Origin of the sequence: Micromonospora aurantiaca ATCC 27029, from assembly GCF_000145235.1 — a bacterium.
Classification (GTDB): Bacteria; Actinomycetota; Actinomycetes; order Mycobacteriales; family Micromonosporaceae; genus Micromonospora; species Micromonospora aurantiaca.
Window position 1 is genome coordinate 3876840 of sequence record NC_014391.1, and the last position, 15147, is coordinate 3891986.

13 protein-coding genes and 1 riboswitch are annotated in these 15147 nt (G+C 73.3%); of the genes, 8 read left to right on the forward strand and 5 right to left on the reverse strand.

Annotated elements, in window-relative coordinates; all coding sequences use genetic code 11:
- Positions 1-39 precede the first annotated feature (39 nt).
- Both MICAU_RS17200 and MICAU_RS17205 read right to left on the reverse strand, forming a co-directional pair.
- Complete coding sequence (locus MICAU_RS17200) at positions 40-2337, reverse strand: ABC transporter permease (RefSeq protein WP_013286606.1); 2298 nt, start codon at positions 2335-2337, stop codon at positions 40-42.
- Positions 2334-3008, reverse strand: coding sequence for an ABC transporter ATP-binding protein (locus tag MICAU_RS17205; RefSeq protein ID WP_013286607.1), 675 nt, complete (start codon positions 3006-3008; stop codon positions 2334-2336). Before MICAU_RS17205 ends, MICAU_RS17200 begins: the two co-directional genes overlap by 4 nt.
- Positions 3009-3195: 187 nt before the next feature.
- On the opposite strand from MICAU_RS17205, the gene MICAU_RS17210 reads away from it, so the two are divergent.
- Together MICAU_RS17210 and MICAU_RS17215 are read left to right on the forward strand one after the other, a co-directional pair.
- On the forward strand, positions 3196-4458 hold the full coding sequence (locus MICAU_RS17210; protein WP_013286608.1) for a sensor histidine kinase: 1263 nt from the start codon (positions 3196-3198) through the stop codon (positions 4456-4458).
- A complete protein-coding gene (locus MICAU_RS17215; protein ID WP_013286609.1) occupies positions 4455-5123 on the forward strand; it encodes a response regulator in 669 nt (222 codons plus the stop codon). Before MICAU_RS17210 ends, MICAU_RS17215 begins: the two co-directional genes overlap by 4 nt.
- Before the next feature lie 26 nt (positions 5124-5149).
- Here the strand turns inward: MICAU_RS17215 and MICAU_RS17220 are convergent, their stop codons facing one another.
- Positions 5150-5479 (reverse strand): hypothetical protein, encoded by a 330-nt coding sequence (locus MICAU_RS17220; RefSeq protein ID WP_013286610.1) that lies wholly within the window; start codon positions 5477-5479, stop codon positions 5150-5152.
- A gap of 189 nt (positions 5480-5668) precedes the next feature.
- Between MICAU_RS17220 and MICAU_RS17225 the strand changes: the two genes are divergently transcribed.
- The 6 genes from MICAU_RS17225 to MICAU_RS17250 all read left to right on the forward strand — a co-directional run bounded on the left by MICAU_RS17225 (position 5669) and on the right by MICAU_RS17250 (position 13457).
- Entirely contained in the window at positions 5669-7786 is a 2118-nt protein-coding gene (locus tag MICAU_RS17225) for an acyltransferase family protein (RefSeq protein ID WP_013286611.1), read from the forward strand.
- A 44-nt stretch (positions 7787-7830) separates the two neighbouring features.
- Positions 7831-8562 carry a histidine phosphatase family protein gene (locus MICAU_RS17230; RefSeq protein ID WP_013286612.1) on the forward strand — a complete coding sequence of 244 codons (732 nt, stop codon included), beginning with the start codon at positions 7831-7833 and terminating at the stop codon, positions 8560-8562.
- The gene (locus tag MICAU_RS17235) at positions 8546-9409 is read left to right on the forward strand and encodes an NAD(P)H-hydrate dehydratase (RefSeq protein WP_013286613.1); all 864 of its coding nucleotides are present in this window, start codon (positions 8546-8548) and stop codon (positions 9407-9409) included. The genes MICAU_RS17230 and MICAU_RS17235 overlap by 17 nt, the downstream gene beginning before the upstream one ends.
- Positions 9410-9557: 148 nt before the next feature.
- Complete coding sequence (locus tag MICAU_RS17240; protein ID WP_013286614.1) at positions 9558-11042, forward strand: S8 family peptidase; 1485 nt, start codon at positions 9558-9560, stop codon at positions 11040-11042.
- 106 nt (positions 11043-11148) lie between these two features.
- A complete protein-coding gene (locus MICAU_RS17245) occupies positions 11149-11649 on the forward strand; it encodes a hemerythrin domain-containing protein (protein WP_013286615.1) in 501 nt (166 codons plus the stop codon).
- 263 nt (positions 11650-11912) lie between these two features.
- Positions 11913-12002, forward strand: a riboswitch (ZMP/ZTP riboswitch).
- An 18-nt stretch (positions 12003-12020) separates the two neighbouring features.
- Positions 12021-13457 (forward strand): glycine hydroxymethyltransferase, encoded by a 1437-nt coding sequence (locus MICAU_RS17250; protein ID WP_013286616.1) that lies wholly within the window; start codon positions 12021-12023, stop codon positions 13455-13457.
- Positions 13458-13523: 66 nt separating this feature from the next.
- On the opposite strand, the gene MICAU_RS17255 is transcribed toward MICAU_RS17250, so the two are convergent.
- Together MICAU_RS17255 and MICAU_RS17260 are read right to left on the reverse strand one after the other, a co-directional pair.
- Positions 13524-13775: a hypothetical protein gene (locus tag MICAU_RS17255; RefSeq protein WP_013286617.1), complete on the reverse strand. Its 252-nt coding sequence runs from the start codon at positions 13773-13775 to the stop codon at positions 13524-13526.
- A 27-nt stretch (positions 13776-13802) separates the two neighbouring features.
- Positions 13803-15146: an aminotransferase-like domain-containing protein gene (locus MICAU_RS17260; protein ID WP_013286618.1), complete on the reverse strand. Its 1344-nt coding sequence runs from the start codon at positions 15144-15146 to the stop codon at positions 13803-13805.
- Position 15147 lies beyond the last annotated feature (1 nt).

Here is a 15147-nt window from a genome sequence, read left to right on the forward strand (position 1 = left end):
TAACCGGCCCCACCGACACCCGCGACGCCGCCGGGCGCGCTACTCGCTCCGCAGTGCCGTCGCGGTCCGGGTCCGGGCCGCCCACCCCGCCGGCAGCAGCGCTCCGAGCAGTGCCGTCAGCGGCCCGCCCAGCGCCAGCGCCGCCAGGAGGACCGGCCCGTACACGTCGAGCAGACTCTCCGGCAGGTGCAGTCCGCCGTTGGCGGCCATCGCCGGGACGACGAGCCGTTGCATCGCCACACCCGCCGGTACGCCGAGCAGCCCGCCGACCAGACCGACGGCGGCGACCGAGGCGACCACCATCGCGATCGTCTGGCCCGGCGTCATGCCGAGCGCCTTGTGCACACCGAGATCGTGGACCCGGTCGCGCAGGTCGAGGACGAGCATGTTGAGCACGCCCAGCGCGGCCACCGCGAGGAGCAGCAGGGTCAGCGTGGCGGTCAGCCCCTCCACGACCAGCAGGAGCGGGTCGGTCTCCGCGCCGCTCGGCCGCGCGGTGAGGCCCCGGCCGGCGAGTGCGCCGGTCAGCGCCTGTGCATAGGCGCCGGCGTCGGTGTCCGGGGCGAGCGCGATCCGGTACTCGAACGGGTTCCGGCCGGTGGGCGTGGCGGTACCGGTGAACACCGCCATGGCGGACTCGAACACCTCGCCGACGACGCGCAGGCGTACCGGCGTGCCCTCGATCCGGACCGTGACGGTGTCGCCGATCCGGGCTCCGGTCGCGGTCAGCAGGGGTCCGCCGACGACGGCCTCGCCGGGTGCGGCGAACCAGCGTCCGGACACCATCTCGAAGCCGTCCCACGCCGCGTCGCCGGTGATCGTCGTGACGGAGACCGGGTCGGCGACGCCCGCGACGGCGCCCGGTGCCTGCGTGAGGCCGTACCTGGCGCGGGTGCCCGGCTGGGCGTCGATCGCCGCCAGCACCGCGGCCGGATCGGCGGTGGGAGCGGCGGCCGGTCCGGCGTCCGGGTCGCCGTTCACAGTGACGTCAGCGACGTCCTGGGTGAGCGCGGTCTGGATGCGCAGCAGCGACGCGGCGAGCCCGGTCGCGAACGTCACCGCCGCCGCGCCCGTCGCGACCGCCAGCAGGATCGCGATAGTGCGCGCCGGCCGCGCGAACGGGCGGGCCAGGCCGAGGCCCACCGGCCTGGCCACCGGCAGCCGCGCGGCCAGGCGCAACGCCCACCGGCCCCGCGCCGGACCGGACGCCCGTCCGACCGCGATGGCGTCCACGGTACGGAGCCGGCCCGCCCTCAGCGCGGCCGTCCACGCGGTCAGCGTCACCACCGCCAGCACCCCGCCGGTGGCCAGGACGGTCACCCACCAGGCGATGGTGGTGTTCGCCGAGCCGTAGACCTGCTCGGTCTCGGCCAGCACCGGCAGCGCGATCAGGTTCCCGGTGACCGTTCCGGCGACGGCACCCACGGCGGCCGGGAGCAGCGTCTGCGCGACAAAGGCGCGGACGATGCCCGCGGGGGTGCAGCCGAGCGCCTTGAGGATGCCGATCCGGCGGGTGGCGGCGCCGACCGTTCCGGCGACCACAGTGCCGACCACCAGCAGCGCCATCACGATGCCGAGCAGCGCGAACGCGACGAGGAACGGCACGAAGACGGCCGCGTCCTCGACGGCCTGCTGCCGCACGTCGAGCCAGGATCGGGCGCCGGTGACCGCGCCGGGGGGCAGCGCCGCGACCACGGCGTCCCGTCCGGCGCCGACCTCCGTCGCGGTGCGGGCGTCCGCGAACCGGTAGAGCATCTGGTACCCGTCCGCCGTGTCCGGCCCGTCGAGTCGGCCGACGGCGGACGGCAGCACCCAGGCGCCGGCGGTGTCGCTGATCGACCGGGCCGTACCGACCACCGTGAACTCTCCGCCGCCCCGTGTGGTCAGGCGGGCCCCGGGCGGCAGGCGGACCGCTCCGCCGCTCAGCACGATCTCGTCCGGACCGGTCGGCCACCGCCCGCCGGCCAGCTCGATGCGGTCGACGGGGCCGCCCGGATCGGTGCGCGCGACGACTGTCAGCGGCGGTGTCCGCATCCCGCCGCGCTCCGTGAAGGCGACCACCAGCACCCGGTACGGACCGGCGGCGGCCACCACGCCCGGCGCCGAGGCCGACGCGGCGAGCTGTGGTTCCGTCACCGCACCGGAGTCCGCCCGCACGGTCAGGTGCGCTCCCCGCTGGGCGGCGAACGCGTCGTCGAAGGGCGCCTGCGACGCGACGAGCAGCCCGGCCCCGAGCACCGTGGCGGTCACGGCGGCGGCGGTGACCAGGCCGACGACGACTGTCTGCACCCGGCGGCGCCGTACGCCGGACCGGACGACCCGGCGCAGCCCGCTCACCGTCGCACCTCGATCCGGCCGTCGCGCAGGCGGATCGTACGGCCGGCGGACGCCTCGGCCAGCCGCAGGTCGTGGGTGACGAGCACGATGGTCTGGCCGCTGCGGTGCAGCTCGTCGAGCAGGCGCCGGACGTCCTCCCCGGAGGCGGTGTCCAGCGCGCCGGTCGGCTCGTCGGCCAGCAGGAGCGCGGGCCGGTTGATCAGGGCGCGGGCGACGGCGACGCGCTGCCGCTCACCGCCGGAGAGGCGTCCCGGGTACGCGTGCGCGTGCCGGGCGATGCCGAGCGAGTCCAGCAGGGAGGCCGCGTGTTCGCGCGCCGCGCGGGCCGGTGCGCCGGCCAGCTGGGCGGGCAGCAGGACGTTGTCCAGCACTGTGAGGTCGTCGAGCAGGTTGAAGAACTGGAAGACCAGGCCCACGTGTGCGCGCCGGAACCGGGCCGACGCGGCCTCGCCCAGCTTCTCCAGCCGGGTGCCCGCGACGGTCACCGTGCCGGCGTCCGGCCGGTCCAGCGCGGCGAGCAGGTTGAGCAGTGTGGACTTCCCGCTGCCGGACGGGCCGAGCACCGCCACGCACTCGCCGGGCCGGACGGTCAGCGACACGTCGTGCAGTGCGGGCGGCCCCTCGCCGTATCGGCGGGTCACCCCGCGTACGTCGATCATCGGATCGGTCATGTGTCGCCCCTCGGGTCAGGCCTGTCGACTGGACGCCGTGACGTTAGGGGCGGATCCGAGGCCTGGGCATCGGTCCGGCGACGCACCACCCGTACCGCCGGAGGCGGATCTTCGCCCGGGGTCATCCCTGCGATGTAGTCGCACTGCACACCGTGACCGATGCCCCGGCCGGCGTACGGCGGCGAGAATGTGGCTCGTGAGAGGCATCGTGGCGACGGGACCGCTGCCGAGGCCGGGCTGGCGGGCGCTGCTGCTCGACGCGGCGCTGGCGGGTGTACTCGGGCTGGTGTGCTTCCAGGCCGCCACTGACGACGTCGGCGTCCCGCCCCCGCCGTTGCCGCCGCCACTGCCGCTGCCCCCGTTGGCGGTCCCGCCGGAGATGCAGCCCGCGCAGCCCGGGTCGACGCTCGGGGCACTGCTGCTGGTCTTCGTCATGTGCGCACCGCTGGTGCTGCGCCGCCGGTATCCGCTCGCGGTGCTCTGGGCGACGATGGCCGCCGCGTCACTGGTGCTGGTGACCGGCGGGGAACGGCAGCCGGCCCTGTACCCGTGCGTGGTGCTGACCTGCCTCGTCGCCGTCCACAGCGCGGCGGCGCACAGCCCGTACCGGCTGCCGGCGCTGGTGTCCGTCCCGGCGGTGGCGCTGCTCGCCCTGGGCCTCCGGGAGCTGATGCCGTTCACGGTGTCCGCGGGCTACCTGCCGTTCGTCGTGCTGGCCCCGCTGGTGGCCGCCGCGGGCGGCCACCACGTGTGGCGGCGACGGGCGGGTGAGGACCGGCGGCGGCTCACCGCCGAGGCCCGCGCCCACGAGCAGGCGCTGCGCGACGCGGTCGCCGGTGAACGGGCCCGCATCGCCCGGGAACTGCACGACGTCGTGACGCATCACGTCAGCGTGATGGTCATCCAGGCCGGCGCCGCCCGGACGGTGCTCGCCGCCGCACCGGATCAGGCACGGGAGGCGCTGCTCGCCGTCGAGTCGACCGGCCGGTCCGCGCTCACCGAGCTGCGGCACGTCATGGGCCTGCTGGCCGAGTCCGAACCGGACGACCCGGAGGACCCGCAGCCCGGGATCGAGGGCCTGCCCGAGCTGATCGAACGCATGCGGGACGCCGGCGTGCCGGTACGGCTGACCATCTCCGGCGAGCGCCGGCCGGTCACCTCCGGTGTCGGGCTGACGGCGTACCGGGTGGTGCAGGAGGCGTTGACGAACATGGTCCGGCACGCGCCCGGCGCCGCCGGCACCGTCGTCGTCGAGTACTCGCCGGAGACCCTGCGGATCGAGGTCGGCAACACCGAGCCCGGCGTACCGGCCGCCACCGGGGTGTCGGGCGGGCGCGGCCTGATCGGGCTGCGGGAGCGCCTCGCCGTCTACGGTGGGACGTTGCGCGCCGGCGCCCGGCCGGGCGCCGGTTACCACGTCGAGGCCGTGATCCCGTGGGAGGCGACATGACGGTACGAGTGGTGGTCGCCGACGACCAGGCACTGGTCCGTACCGGGTTCCGCATGATCCTCACGGCCGGTGGGGTGGACGTGGTGGCCGAGGCGGCGACGGGCGCGGAGGCGGTGGACGCGGTCCGCCGCACCAGGCCCGACGTGGTGCTCATGGACGTGCGCATGCCCGAGCTCGACGGCCTCGAGGCCACCCGCCGCATCCTCACCGGGGCCGTCGCGGCGCCCCGGATCATCATCCTCACCACGTTCGACCTGGACCAGTACGTCTACGCCGCGCTCGCCGCCGGGGCGAGCGGCTTCCTGCTCAAGGACGTGACACCGGAACATCTGGTGGCGGCCGTACGCATGGTCCAGGACGGTGACGCGCTGCTCGCACCCGCCATCACCCGCCGGCTGGTGCGGCGCTTCGCCCGCCGCGACCCGCAGACGGCGACTGTGCACCGCGACCTGGCCACGCTGACCCGGCGCGAGACGGAGGTCCTGCGCCTGCTGGCCGGCGGCCTGAGCAACGCCGAACTCGCGGAGGCGCTGCACCTGTCCGAGGCGACTGTGAAGACCCACGTCGCCCGGATCCTCGCCAAACTCCGTCTGCGCGACCGGGTCCAGGCGGTGGTGGTCGCCTACGAGACGGGCCTCGTGAGTCCCGGTTCGCCGGAGGACTGACCGATCCGGCGACGGTGGTCACGTGCTCAGGTGATCAGCAGCGCGCCGACGACAATCAGCGGCACCGAGACGAACAGGAAGATGCCGACGCCGGTGAGCACCCGCCCGCCGCCGCCGTCCTCCCGCTCGGGCGCCAGGCCGAACGTGGAGCGGGCCGGCAGCATGCCGATGCGGCTCAGCGTGAGATCGCCGGTCATCCCGATCACGGCGCCGACGATCATGAACGCCACCCCCAGCCGGTGCGTGAAGTCCCCGCCGCCGACCGCCACCCAGATGCCGACCGCCGCCGCGATCACCACCGTGGCGATCAGGAATAGCACCAGCGCCTCCCGCAGACCCCGCACCACAGTCGCCATGTGCGCCTCCCTCGGACCCGGACCGTCCGTCCCGCGTCGTGGGACATTGTGCCGGGTCGATGCACGGCTGCGCAGTCCCGGTCACCGGACTGTCGCGGCCGGCACCGCGGGCATGCCGCGTCCGCCGGCAACCTCCCACTTGGTCCGTCGTTATGCCGCAAGGAGATACGAACGGACAGGTGGAGCTTCATGGCTGAAAACGGCATCAATCAACCCGGGTCGCCCCGGTCCGCCTTCCGCGGGGACATCGAAGGGCTCCGGGCCATCGCCGTGCTGCTGGTGCTGGCCGGTCACGCCGCCGGCAACCTGGTGCCGGGAGGCTTCGTCGGCGTCGATGTCTTCTTCGTGATCTCCGGATTCCTGATCACGGGATTGCTGGTCGGCGAGTTGCGTCGTACCGGGCGGATCTCGTTGACGGCGTTCTACGCCCGCCGGGCCAAACGACTCCTGCCCGCCGCGGTCCTGGTGCTCGTCGTCAGCCTGCTGCTGGCCTACACCCTCCTTCCGCGGACCCGCTGGTCGGCGACCGGCTGGGACGTGGTGGCCAGCGCCGTCTACGGGATGAACTGGCGCCTGGCGGCGCAGGCCGTGGACTACTGGGCGGCGGATCAGGCGCCGAGCATCGTCCAGCACTTCTGGTCGCTGGCCGTGGAGGAGCAGTTCTACCTCGTCTGGCCCCTCCTGCTACTCGTCCTGGCCCTGCCGGGCCGGCGACGCGCCGTGCGTCCCGCCCTGCTGATGGTCGGGTTCGTCCTGGTGGCGGTGCCGTCCTTCGCCTGGTCCGTGTGGCTGACCCGGTCCGACCCCGGACCCGCCTATTTCGTCACCACCACCCGGCTGTGGGAACTCGCGCTCGGCGGAGCACTGGCCATCGCGGGTACCGCCCTCCACCGCCTGCCCCGGGCACTCGCCGCCCTGCTCGCCTGGGCCGGTCTCGGCGCCGTCACGGCCGGCGCCTTCGTCCTCGGCCCGGACACCCCGTTCCCGGGCACCGCCGCGCTGTTGCCGACGCTCGGCACGGCGGCCGTGATCGGCTGTTCGGTGGCCGCCGGACGCGCGGGCCCGGCGGGGATGCTGGGGCTGGCCCCGTTCCGTGCCGTCGGTGCGGTCTCCTACTCCCTGTACCTGTGGCACTGGCCGCTGCTCGTCGTGGCCGAGGCACGTTTCGGTGAGCTGACCCCCGTCGCAGGGCTGATTGTCGTGTCGCTCTCCGCGGTTCCCGCGGTGTTGTCCTACCGCTTCGTGGAGAACCCCATCCGGCTGTCGAAGACCCTGCAATGGGAGCCTGCCGCCGCCCTTCGGATCGGCGCGGCCTGCACCGGTGTCGCGGTAGCGGCGGGACTGATGTTCCAGTTCACCGTCTGGCCGCCACCGCAGGCGCCGGTCTCCACCGTGGTGTTGCCGCCGCTCAGCACGGCACAGGCCACCGCCAGTGCGACGGCTCCGGCCGGCCCGCCGGGAGCCGCCGTGCTCACCAGCGGCAAGAGCGCGGGCGCGCCGGTCGACCGGGTCGCCTCGGTGGTCCCCGACCCGCTGACCGCGCTCAAGGACGGGCCCGAGGCATGGCCGGACAAGTGCACGGCGGGATTCGACGGCGGGCAGCCGTCCCCGTGCCTGTACGGTGACGCCGACTCGGCCTTCCGGGTCGCCCTGGTGGGGGACTCGCACGCCAACCAGTGGCTACCGGCACTGCGCGGCATCGCCGACGCCAACAACTGGCGGCTGGAGTCGTACGTCCGGCAGGCGTGCCCGTTCCTGAACCGGGGAATCGCCCGGGAGAACCGCCCCCAGCCGGAATGCCTCGACTGGAACCGATCCGTGCTGCAGGCACTCACCGGTGAACGCAAGCCCAACCTGCTGGTGGTCAGCCACACCATCTACGTGGTGCTGGAGAACGGCGAGCCGGTCGAGAACCGGGTGGTGGCCGACCGGTTCACCGAGGCGATGCGCACCACGTGGCGCGAGGTGACCGCGGCGAAGGTGCCCGTCGCCGTCATCCGGGACACCCCGTACCAGTCGATGGACATCCCCGAGTGCGTCACCGCCAACCCGCGCAAGCTGACCCGCTGCACCAGCCCCCGTGACGTGGCCCTGGCCACCGGAGCGGCCAATCCGATGCTGCGAGCGGTGGTCGACCAACCCCGCGTGCACCTGATCGATCTGACCGACTCGATCTGTCCGACCGAGCGATGCGCGCCGGTGATCGGTGGCGTGCTGATCTACCGGGACAGCAGCCACCTCACGGCGACGTACGTGACCACCCTGGCGCCCCGGCTGAACGACGCTCTGAGACGACTGCTCGACTGAGCCGGCACGGTTATCCGTCCCGAGCCCCGGGTACCGGGAGCCGCATGGCGGAGTTGGGATCGCTCTGGATCGTCCGGCACGGCGAGAGCACGGCGAACGTGGCGGCCACGGCGGCCGAGACGTCCGGCGCCGAGCTGATCGACCTCAGCCACCGGGACGCGGACGTGCCGCTGTCACAGACCGGCGAGGAGCAGGCACGGGCGACCGCCCGCTGGCTGGCCGGGCTGCCGGAGTCGAGGCGGCCGGACGTGGCTGTGGTGTCGCCGTACCTGCGTGCGGTGCGCACGGCCGAGCTGGCGCTCGACGGCACCGGGATCCCGGCGAGCGTCGACGAGCGGCTGCGCGACCGGGAGCTGGGCATCCTCGACGGGCTCACCGGCCACGGCGTGACCCGGCGCTACCCGGAGGAGGCGCAGCGGCGTACCCGGCTCGGCAAGTTCTACTACCGGCCGCCCGGCGGTGAGTCCTGGACCGACGTGGCGCTGCGGCTACGGGCGCTGCTCGGCGACCTGCGCCGCGACCACGAGGGGGGCCGGGTGCTGCTGTTCGGCCACGACGCGCTGGTCTTCCTGCTGCGCTACCTGGTGGAAGGGCTCACCGAGGCGGAGCTGATGGCGCTGACCCGCGAGCACGTGATCGCCAACTGCTCGGTCACCGCCTGGCACGCCGACGACGCCGGCCGGCTCGTGCCGGAGGTGTTCAACGACGTCGCCCACCTGCACCTGCAGGGGGCGAAGCCCACCAGGGAGGACGAGGTCAATGCCGAGCCGGTCTGACGTGATCACCCCCGCGCTGCTGCGGGACTGGGCGCTGCCGGTGCCCACCGGCGGCAAGGAGGCGCGCGGCACCGTGCTGGTGGTCGGCGGCTCCCGGTTCACCCCCGGCGCGGTGCTGCTGGCCGGGGTGGCAGCGCTGCGGGCCGGCGCCGGCGTGCTCCAGCTCGCCGCAGCCGAGTCGACTGCGGCGTCGCTGAGCATCCAGGTGCCGGAGGCGCTCGTGATCGGCCTGCCGGAGACCGGCGACGGCGCGGTCCGCGGCGACCCGGGCGACCTGCTCCGCGGCCTGGTCGCCGAGGCCGACGTGGTGGCGGTCGGACCCGGCCTCACGGACATCGAGGCCACCGGGGAACTGCTGCGCCTGGTCCTGGACGCGGCCGGCCGGGAGACCGCGCTGGTGCTCGACGCGTACGCGCTCGGCGCGCTCAGCCACGCGCCGGAGCTGCTGGCCGGGGCCAGCCGCAAGGCGGTGCTCACTCCCAACCTGACCGAGGCACGGCACCTGCTGGGACGCGATCCGGGCGACGACCTGGACGCCGAGGCGGTGGAACTGGCCGGCCGGTACGACGCGGTCGTCTCGCTGTACGGGCACATCGCGACGCCGGACGGCCGGGCCTGGCGGGAGGAGAGCGGGGACGCCGGACTGGGCACCTCGGGCAGCGGCGACGTGCGGGCCGGGCTGCTCGCGGGCCTGCTCTCCCGGGGCGCCGACCCGGCGCAGGCGGCCTGCTGGGCGGCGTTCGCGCACGCGGTGAGCGGGCAGCGGCTGGTCCCCCGGTACGGGCGGATCGGCTTCCTCGCCCGGGAACTGCTGGACGAGATCCCCTACACGATCGCCACCGTCTGACGATCCACGTCACCGGGATCCCACCACGTGTAACACCCCGGGAGGCGGTGGCGCTGGTCCGGGCGAGGCCGGTACTTCGCCGTGCCTCCGCCCGGACCGCAGCCCGCTCAGGGGTGCGGTCCACCCGCACGAACCCCTGGGAGTCTGTGTGAACAACCTCCGTCGCAAGACACTCGCCGCGGCGTCGGCAGTGACGCTCGGCGCCGGGCTCGCCCTCGTCGGCGGCACGGCACCGGCCGCGGCCGTCGGACCGGAAACCTCGTACATCGTGCTCGCCCCGCAGGGCAACAGCACCGCCAAGGCCGCCGCCCGCGTGGCGGCCGCCGACGGCACCGTGGTGGCCGCGTACGACAAGATCGGTGTGCTGGTCGTGCGCTCGTCCGCCCCGGACTTCGCCACCCGGGTGGCGGGCGCCGGCGTCGAGTCGGTCGCCTCCACCGCCGGCCTGGGCACCGCCCTGGACGAGGGCGAGACGGTCGAGGTGCCGGCCGCCGCCGTCGCCGCGGCCACCGGCGACCCGACCGCCGAGCCGCTCTACAACCTGCAGTGGGACATGCCCCAGATCCGCGTCCCGCAGGCGCACGCCGTGACCGGCGGCAGCCCGTCGGTCGTGGTGGGTGTGCTGGACAGCGGCATCTCCAGCAGCCACCCGGACCTGGCGACCCAGATCGCCAAGGACAAGAGCGCCTCCTGTGTGGGCGGCGTCCCGAACACCGCCGAGGCCGCGTGGAACCCCACCACGAGCGACCACGGCACCCACGTGGCGGGCACCATCGCCGCCGCGGTCAACGGCGTCGGTGTCACCGGTGTCGCCCCGGGCGTGAAGGTCGCCGCCGTCAAGGTGGTCAACGACGACGGCTACATCTTCCCGGAGGCCGCGGTCTGCGGGTTCATGTGGGCCGCCGAGCACGGCTTCCAGCTCACCAACAACAGCTACTACATCGACCCGTGGGAGCTGAACTGCCGCAACGACGCGCGTCAGCGCCCGGTGTGGAAGGCCGTGCAGCGGGCCCTGCGCTACTCGCAGTCCCAGGGTGTGCTGCACGTCGCGTCCGCAGGTAACTCGAACTACGACCTGGCCCACAAGATCACCGACACCGGCAGCCCGAACAACGGCACGCCGGAGGAGCGCGAGAACCTCACCAACGCCTGCCTCGACCTGCCGGCCGAGGCGCCGGGCGTGGTGACCGTCGCCGCCGTCGGCCCGACCGGGGAGAAGAGCTACTACTCCTCGTACGGCCAGGGCGTGATCGACGTGACCGCGCCGGGTGGCGACACCCGGTTCCGGACGCAGGGCGCCCGCTCGACGTCCGCCGACGGCATCCTGTCCACCACCTTCAACACCGCCACCCGCACCAACGGGTGGGGCTACAAGCAGGGCACCTCGATGTCCGGCCCGCACGCCACCGGCGTCGCGGCGCTGGCGCTGTCCGCGCACCCGGGCATGAGCCCGGGCCAGCTGGCCTCGTTCCTGGAGCGCACGGCGGTGGCGAAGTCCTGCCCGTCGGGCGTCTACAACCCGGTGCCGCTGATCCCGGCGGGCCCGAACGCGTACGACGCGACCTGCTCCGGCGGGAACCGCAACGGGTTCTACGGCGCCGGCGTCGTGGACGCGTACAACGCGGTGAAGTAACAGGTACCCGCGTGGACCGGGCCCGGCGATCACGCCGGGCCCGGTCTGTTTGTCCTGGTGGGGCACCGGGTAGGGGGGCACCGTCAGCCGACTTAGGAGGTAACCGGTGTCCACCGATGCGATCGTCCTGCTCAAGGAGGACCACAAGGAGATCCGCCGCCTGTTCAAGGCCTTCCAGGAGGCCGAGGAGGGACCGGCGAGCAAGCGCGGGAAGATCGTCGGGCAGATCCTCGAAGCCCTCACGGTGCACACCTACCTGGAGAACGAGGTGATGTACCCGGAGGTCCGCAAGCTGGTGCCCGACGTCGAGGACGACGTGCTGGAGTCGTACGAGGAGCACCACGTCGCGGACGTGCTCTGCTTCGAGCTGTTCACGATGGACGCCGGCGACGAGCGCTTCAACGCCAAGACGACGGTGCTGATCGAGAACGTGCTGCACCACATCGAGGAGGAGGAGCAGGAGTGGTTCCCGAAGGTCCGCGAGGCGCTCGGCCGTAGCCCGCTCCAGGAGATCGGCCAGCGGATGCTCGACCTGCGGCCGAAGGCGCCCACGACGCCGACCGCCCCGAAGGCGCTGAAGAAGTCGCTCGACGCCGTGGTCGCCTGACACCGGCACCGCCTTCAGCCGGTCCGGGATGATCTTGCCGGCGGCCACCTGGATCTTGTTGACCAGCGAGCCGGCGGCGACCTTGTGCTCCCCCCTTCGTCAGCGCCTCGAACGCGTCCTCGGCCACCGTGCGGGGGTCGTCCGTGGGCCCCTGGCCGACCCGGGTGCCGGTCATGCCGGCCCGGTCGAAGAACTCCGTGTCGGCCGGGCCTCCCCGGGACGGGCGGCCCAACCCCGCAGGTCCCGGCCGGGCCGGTAGGATCGGCACAGGCCGTGACTGGCGCGTGGAGATGGAGCACCATCGGGGAGCGGCCTCGTCATGAGGACGCATGCCGAGCGCCTGGGCCTTCCGCACGTCACCTGGAGGTCGCATGTCGCGCAACGCCGAGTCCACCGCCTTCCGCAGCGCGCTGGAGGTCGTCCGCGGCGTCGAGCCGCGCGTGGCCGACGCCATCGCCGCGGAACTGGCCGACCAGCGCGAGTCGCTCAAGCTCATCGCCAGCGAGAACTACGCGTCCCCGGCGACGCTGCTGGCGATGGGCAACTGGTTCAGCGACAAGTACGCCGAGGGCACGGTCGGGCGCCGGTTCTACGCCGGCTGCCAGAACGTCGACACCGTCGAGGCGCTCGCCGCCGAGCACGCCCGCGAGCTGTTCGGCGCGTCCCACGCGTACGTGCAGCCGCACTCGGGCATCGACGCCAACCTGGTCGCGTTCTGGGCGATCCTCGCCGACCGGGTCGAGTCCCCCGCACTGCGCAAGGCGCAGGCGCGGCAGGTCAACGACCTCACCGAGGCCGACTGGTTCGCGCTGCGCCGTGAGCTGGGCAACCAGCGGATGCTGGGCATGTCGCTGGACGCCGGTGGGCACCTCACCCACGGTTTCCGGCCGAACATCTCCGGCAAGATGTTCGACCAGCGCAGCTACGGCACCGACCCGGCCACCGGCCTGATCGACTACGACCGGGTGGCCGAGGCGGCCCGCGAGTTCAAGCCGCTGATCCTGGTCGCCGGTTACTCCGCGTACCCGCGGAAGGTCAACTTCCGGATCATGCGGGAGATCGCCGACTCGGTCGGCGCCACGTTCATGGTCGACATGGCCCACTTCGCCGGGCTGGTCGCCGGCAAGGTCTTCACCGGCGACTTCGACCCGGTGCCGCACGCGCACATCGTCACCACCACCACGCACAAGTCGCTGCGCGGCCCGCGCGGCGGCATGGTGCTCTGCGGGCCGGAGCTGGCCGACCAGGTCGACCGGGGCTGCCCGATGGTGCTCGGCGGGCCGCTGCCGCACGTGATGGCCGCCAAGGCGGTCGCGCTGGCCGAGGCACGCCGCCCCGACTTCGCCGACTACGCCCAGCGGATCGTGGACAACGCGCAGGCGCTGGCCGACGGTCTGCTGCGCCGGGGCGCGACGCTGGTCACCGGCGGCACCGACAACCACCTGGTGCTCATCGACGTGTCCGGGTACGGCCTCACCGGCCGGCAGGCCGAGCAGGCGCTGCTGGACTCGGGCATCGTCACCAACCGCAACTCGGTGCCGCAGGACCCGAACGGCGCCTGGTACACCTCCGGCATCCGCATCGGCACCCCGGCGCTGACCACCCGGGGCCTCGGCGCCGCCGAGATGGACGCCACCGCCGAGTTGATCCACACCGTGCTCAGCCAGACCACGCCCGGCACCGGCCCGGACGGCGCACCGTCGAAGGCGAAGTACGTGCTGGACCCGGCCGTCGCCGAGTCCGTCGGCAAGCAGGCCGCCGACCTGCTCACGCCGTTCCCGCTCTACCCGGCGGTCGACCTGGGCTGAGCGCCCGGCCGACACGAAGCGGCACCCCGGGAGAAGGAGTCTCCCGGGGTGCCGGCGGTTCAGGGGTCAGCGCAGCGGGCGCTTCAGGTGGTAGCGGTGGACCTCGGTGCTGCCCTGCACGTTGTTCACGTCCTCGGCGGCGGAGACCAGTTCCCAGCCCTCCCGGCCGACCCGGTTGAGGTGCGCGATAGCGGTGTCGCCGTATGCCGTCACGTCGGTGCGTGACCCGTCCGGGCCGTACCACACGAACGAAACGTGGAAATTGCGACCCTGACCCTGATACCGACGAACGAGCAACGCGTACTCCCAGGCAACCATTCGTCCATTATCAACAGAGGAACGGCGTCAGGAAACACGCACTGTGCCGGAACCCTGACACTCCGGCGTCACTCCGGCGGCCATGGTGTCAGTGACCAGCGCGGCGAGCCGGTCCAGACCCAGATCGATCGACTCCGGTGTGACGGCGCTCACCGACAGCCGCAGCGCATCGACCGGCGTGCCTGCATCGTAGAAGTGCGCCATCGGGGTCCAGAGCACGCCGTACTCACGCGCCGAGCGATGCAGCAGCGCGTCGTCGACGGCGAACGGCACGCTCACCACCACGAAGAACCCGCCCGCAGGCACGGTCCACGAGACCGGGCCGCCGGCCGGGAAGCGCCGGGCCAGGCCGTCGACCAGGTGGCGCAGGTTGCGGGCGTACGCGGCCCGCTCCCTGACGTTCGCGGCCACCAGCGAGCAGTCGTGCGCCAGCAGCGCGCCGCCGATCACCGCCTGGCTGATCGGTGACGTGTTCACAGTGACCATGCTCTTGATCTTCGCGAGGTGGTCGGCGAACGGGACGACAGTGCCGTCGGTCTCGCCCACCCGCTGGTCGGCGACCACGTAGCCGACCCGGGCGCCGGGCAGCACGGTCTTGGCGAACGAGCCGAGGTAGACCACCCGCCGGGCGGTGTCCAGCGCCTTGAGCGTGGGCCGCCGGTCGGTACCGTCGGCCGGGAACAGACCGTACGGGTTGTCCTCGATCAGTAGCAGGTCCTCTTCGGCGGCCAGCCCCAGCAGCCGCCGCCGTTGCTCGGTGTCCATGCTGACGCCGGACGGGTTGGCGAAGTCGGGCATCACGTAGCAGCCGCGGGGCCGCAGCCCCTCCGCGCGGGCCCGGCGCACCCCGGCGCGCAGGTCGGCCAGGTCGACGCCGTCCGGCCCGCCGGCCACCGGGCGCACCGGCAGGTCGACCAGGCGGGCCGCGCCGGTGAGCCCGACGTACGTGGGCGCCACCGCGAACAGCACGTCGGCCGGGCCGGTCCGCAGCGCGCGCAGCACCAGGAACATCGCCTCCTGGCAGCCGACCGTCACCACGATCGACTCCGGGTCGACGGTGAGCCCCTCGTCCACGGCGAGGTGCCGGGCGATCAGGTGGTGCACGATGCCCTTGGTGCGCCCGTACTGCAGCAGCGTCCGGTCCACGCCGGCCCGGTCCAGCCCGACCTCCTCGGCCAGGTGGCGGCGGAAGCGGTCCAGGTGCGTGTGCAGCAGCGCGGAGTCGAAGAACTCCTCGTACGGCCGCCCGGCCGCCAGCGACACCGCGTCCGGGTAGTGCTGCGCCACCTCGTTGAGGAAGTTCATCGAGTTCAGCGCCGGGTCGCCGACGCTGCCGTGCAGCGCCGAGACGGCCAGGTCGACGGGTTCCACG

Coding starts and splice junctions, on each gene's coding strand:
- MICAU_RS17205 (WP_013286607.1), bottom strand. CDS start 3,008: ATGACCGATCCGATGATCGACGTACGCGGGGTGACCCGCCGATACGGC.
- MICAU_RS17210 (WP_013286608.1), top strand. CDS start 3,196: ATGTGGCTCGTGAGAGGCATCGTGGCGACGGGACCGCTGCCGAGGCCG.
- MICAU_RS17215 (WP_013286609.1), top strand. CDS start 4,455: ATGACGGTACGAGTGGTGGTCGCCGACGACCAGGCACTGGTCCGTACC.
- MICAU_RS17220 (WP_013286610.1), bottom strand. CDS start 5,479: ATGGCGACTGTGGTGCGGGGTCTGCGGGAGGCGCTGGTGCTATTCCTG.
- MICAU_RS17225 (WP_013286611.1), top strand. CDS start 5,669: ATGGCTGAAAACGGCATCAATCAACCCGGGTCGCCCCGGTCCGCCTTC.
- MICAU_RS17230 (WP_013286612.1), top strand. CDS start 7,831: ATGGCGGAGTTGGGATCGCTCTGGATCGTCCGGCACGGCGAGAGCACG.
- MICAU_RS17235 (WP_013286613.1), top strand. CDS start 8,546: ATGCCGAGCCGGTCTGACGTGATCACCCCCGCGCTGCTGCGGGACTGG.
- MICAU_RS17250 (WP_013286616.1), top strand. CDS start 12,021: ATGTCGCGCAACGCCGAGTCCACCGCCTTCCGCAGCGCGCTGGAGGTC.
- MICAU_RS17255 (WP_013286617.1), bottom strand. CDS start 13,775: ATGGTTGCCTGGGAGTACGCGTTGCTCGTTCGTCGGTATCAGGGTCAG.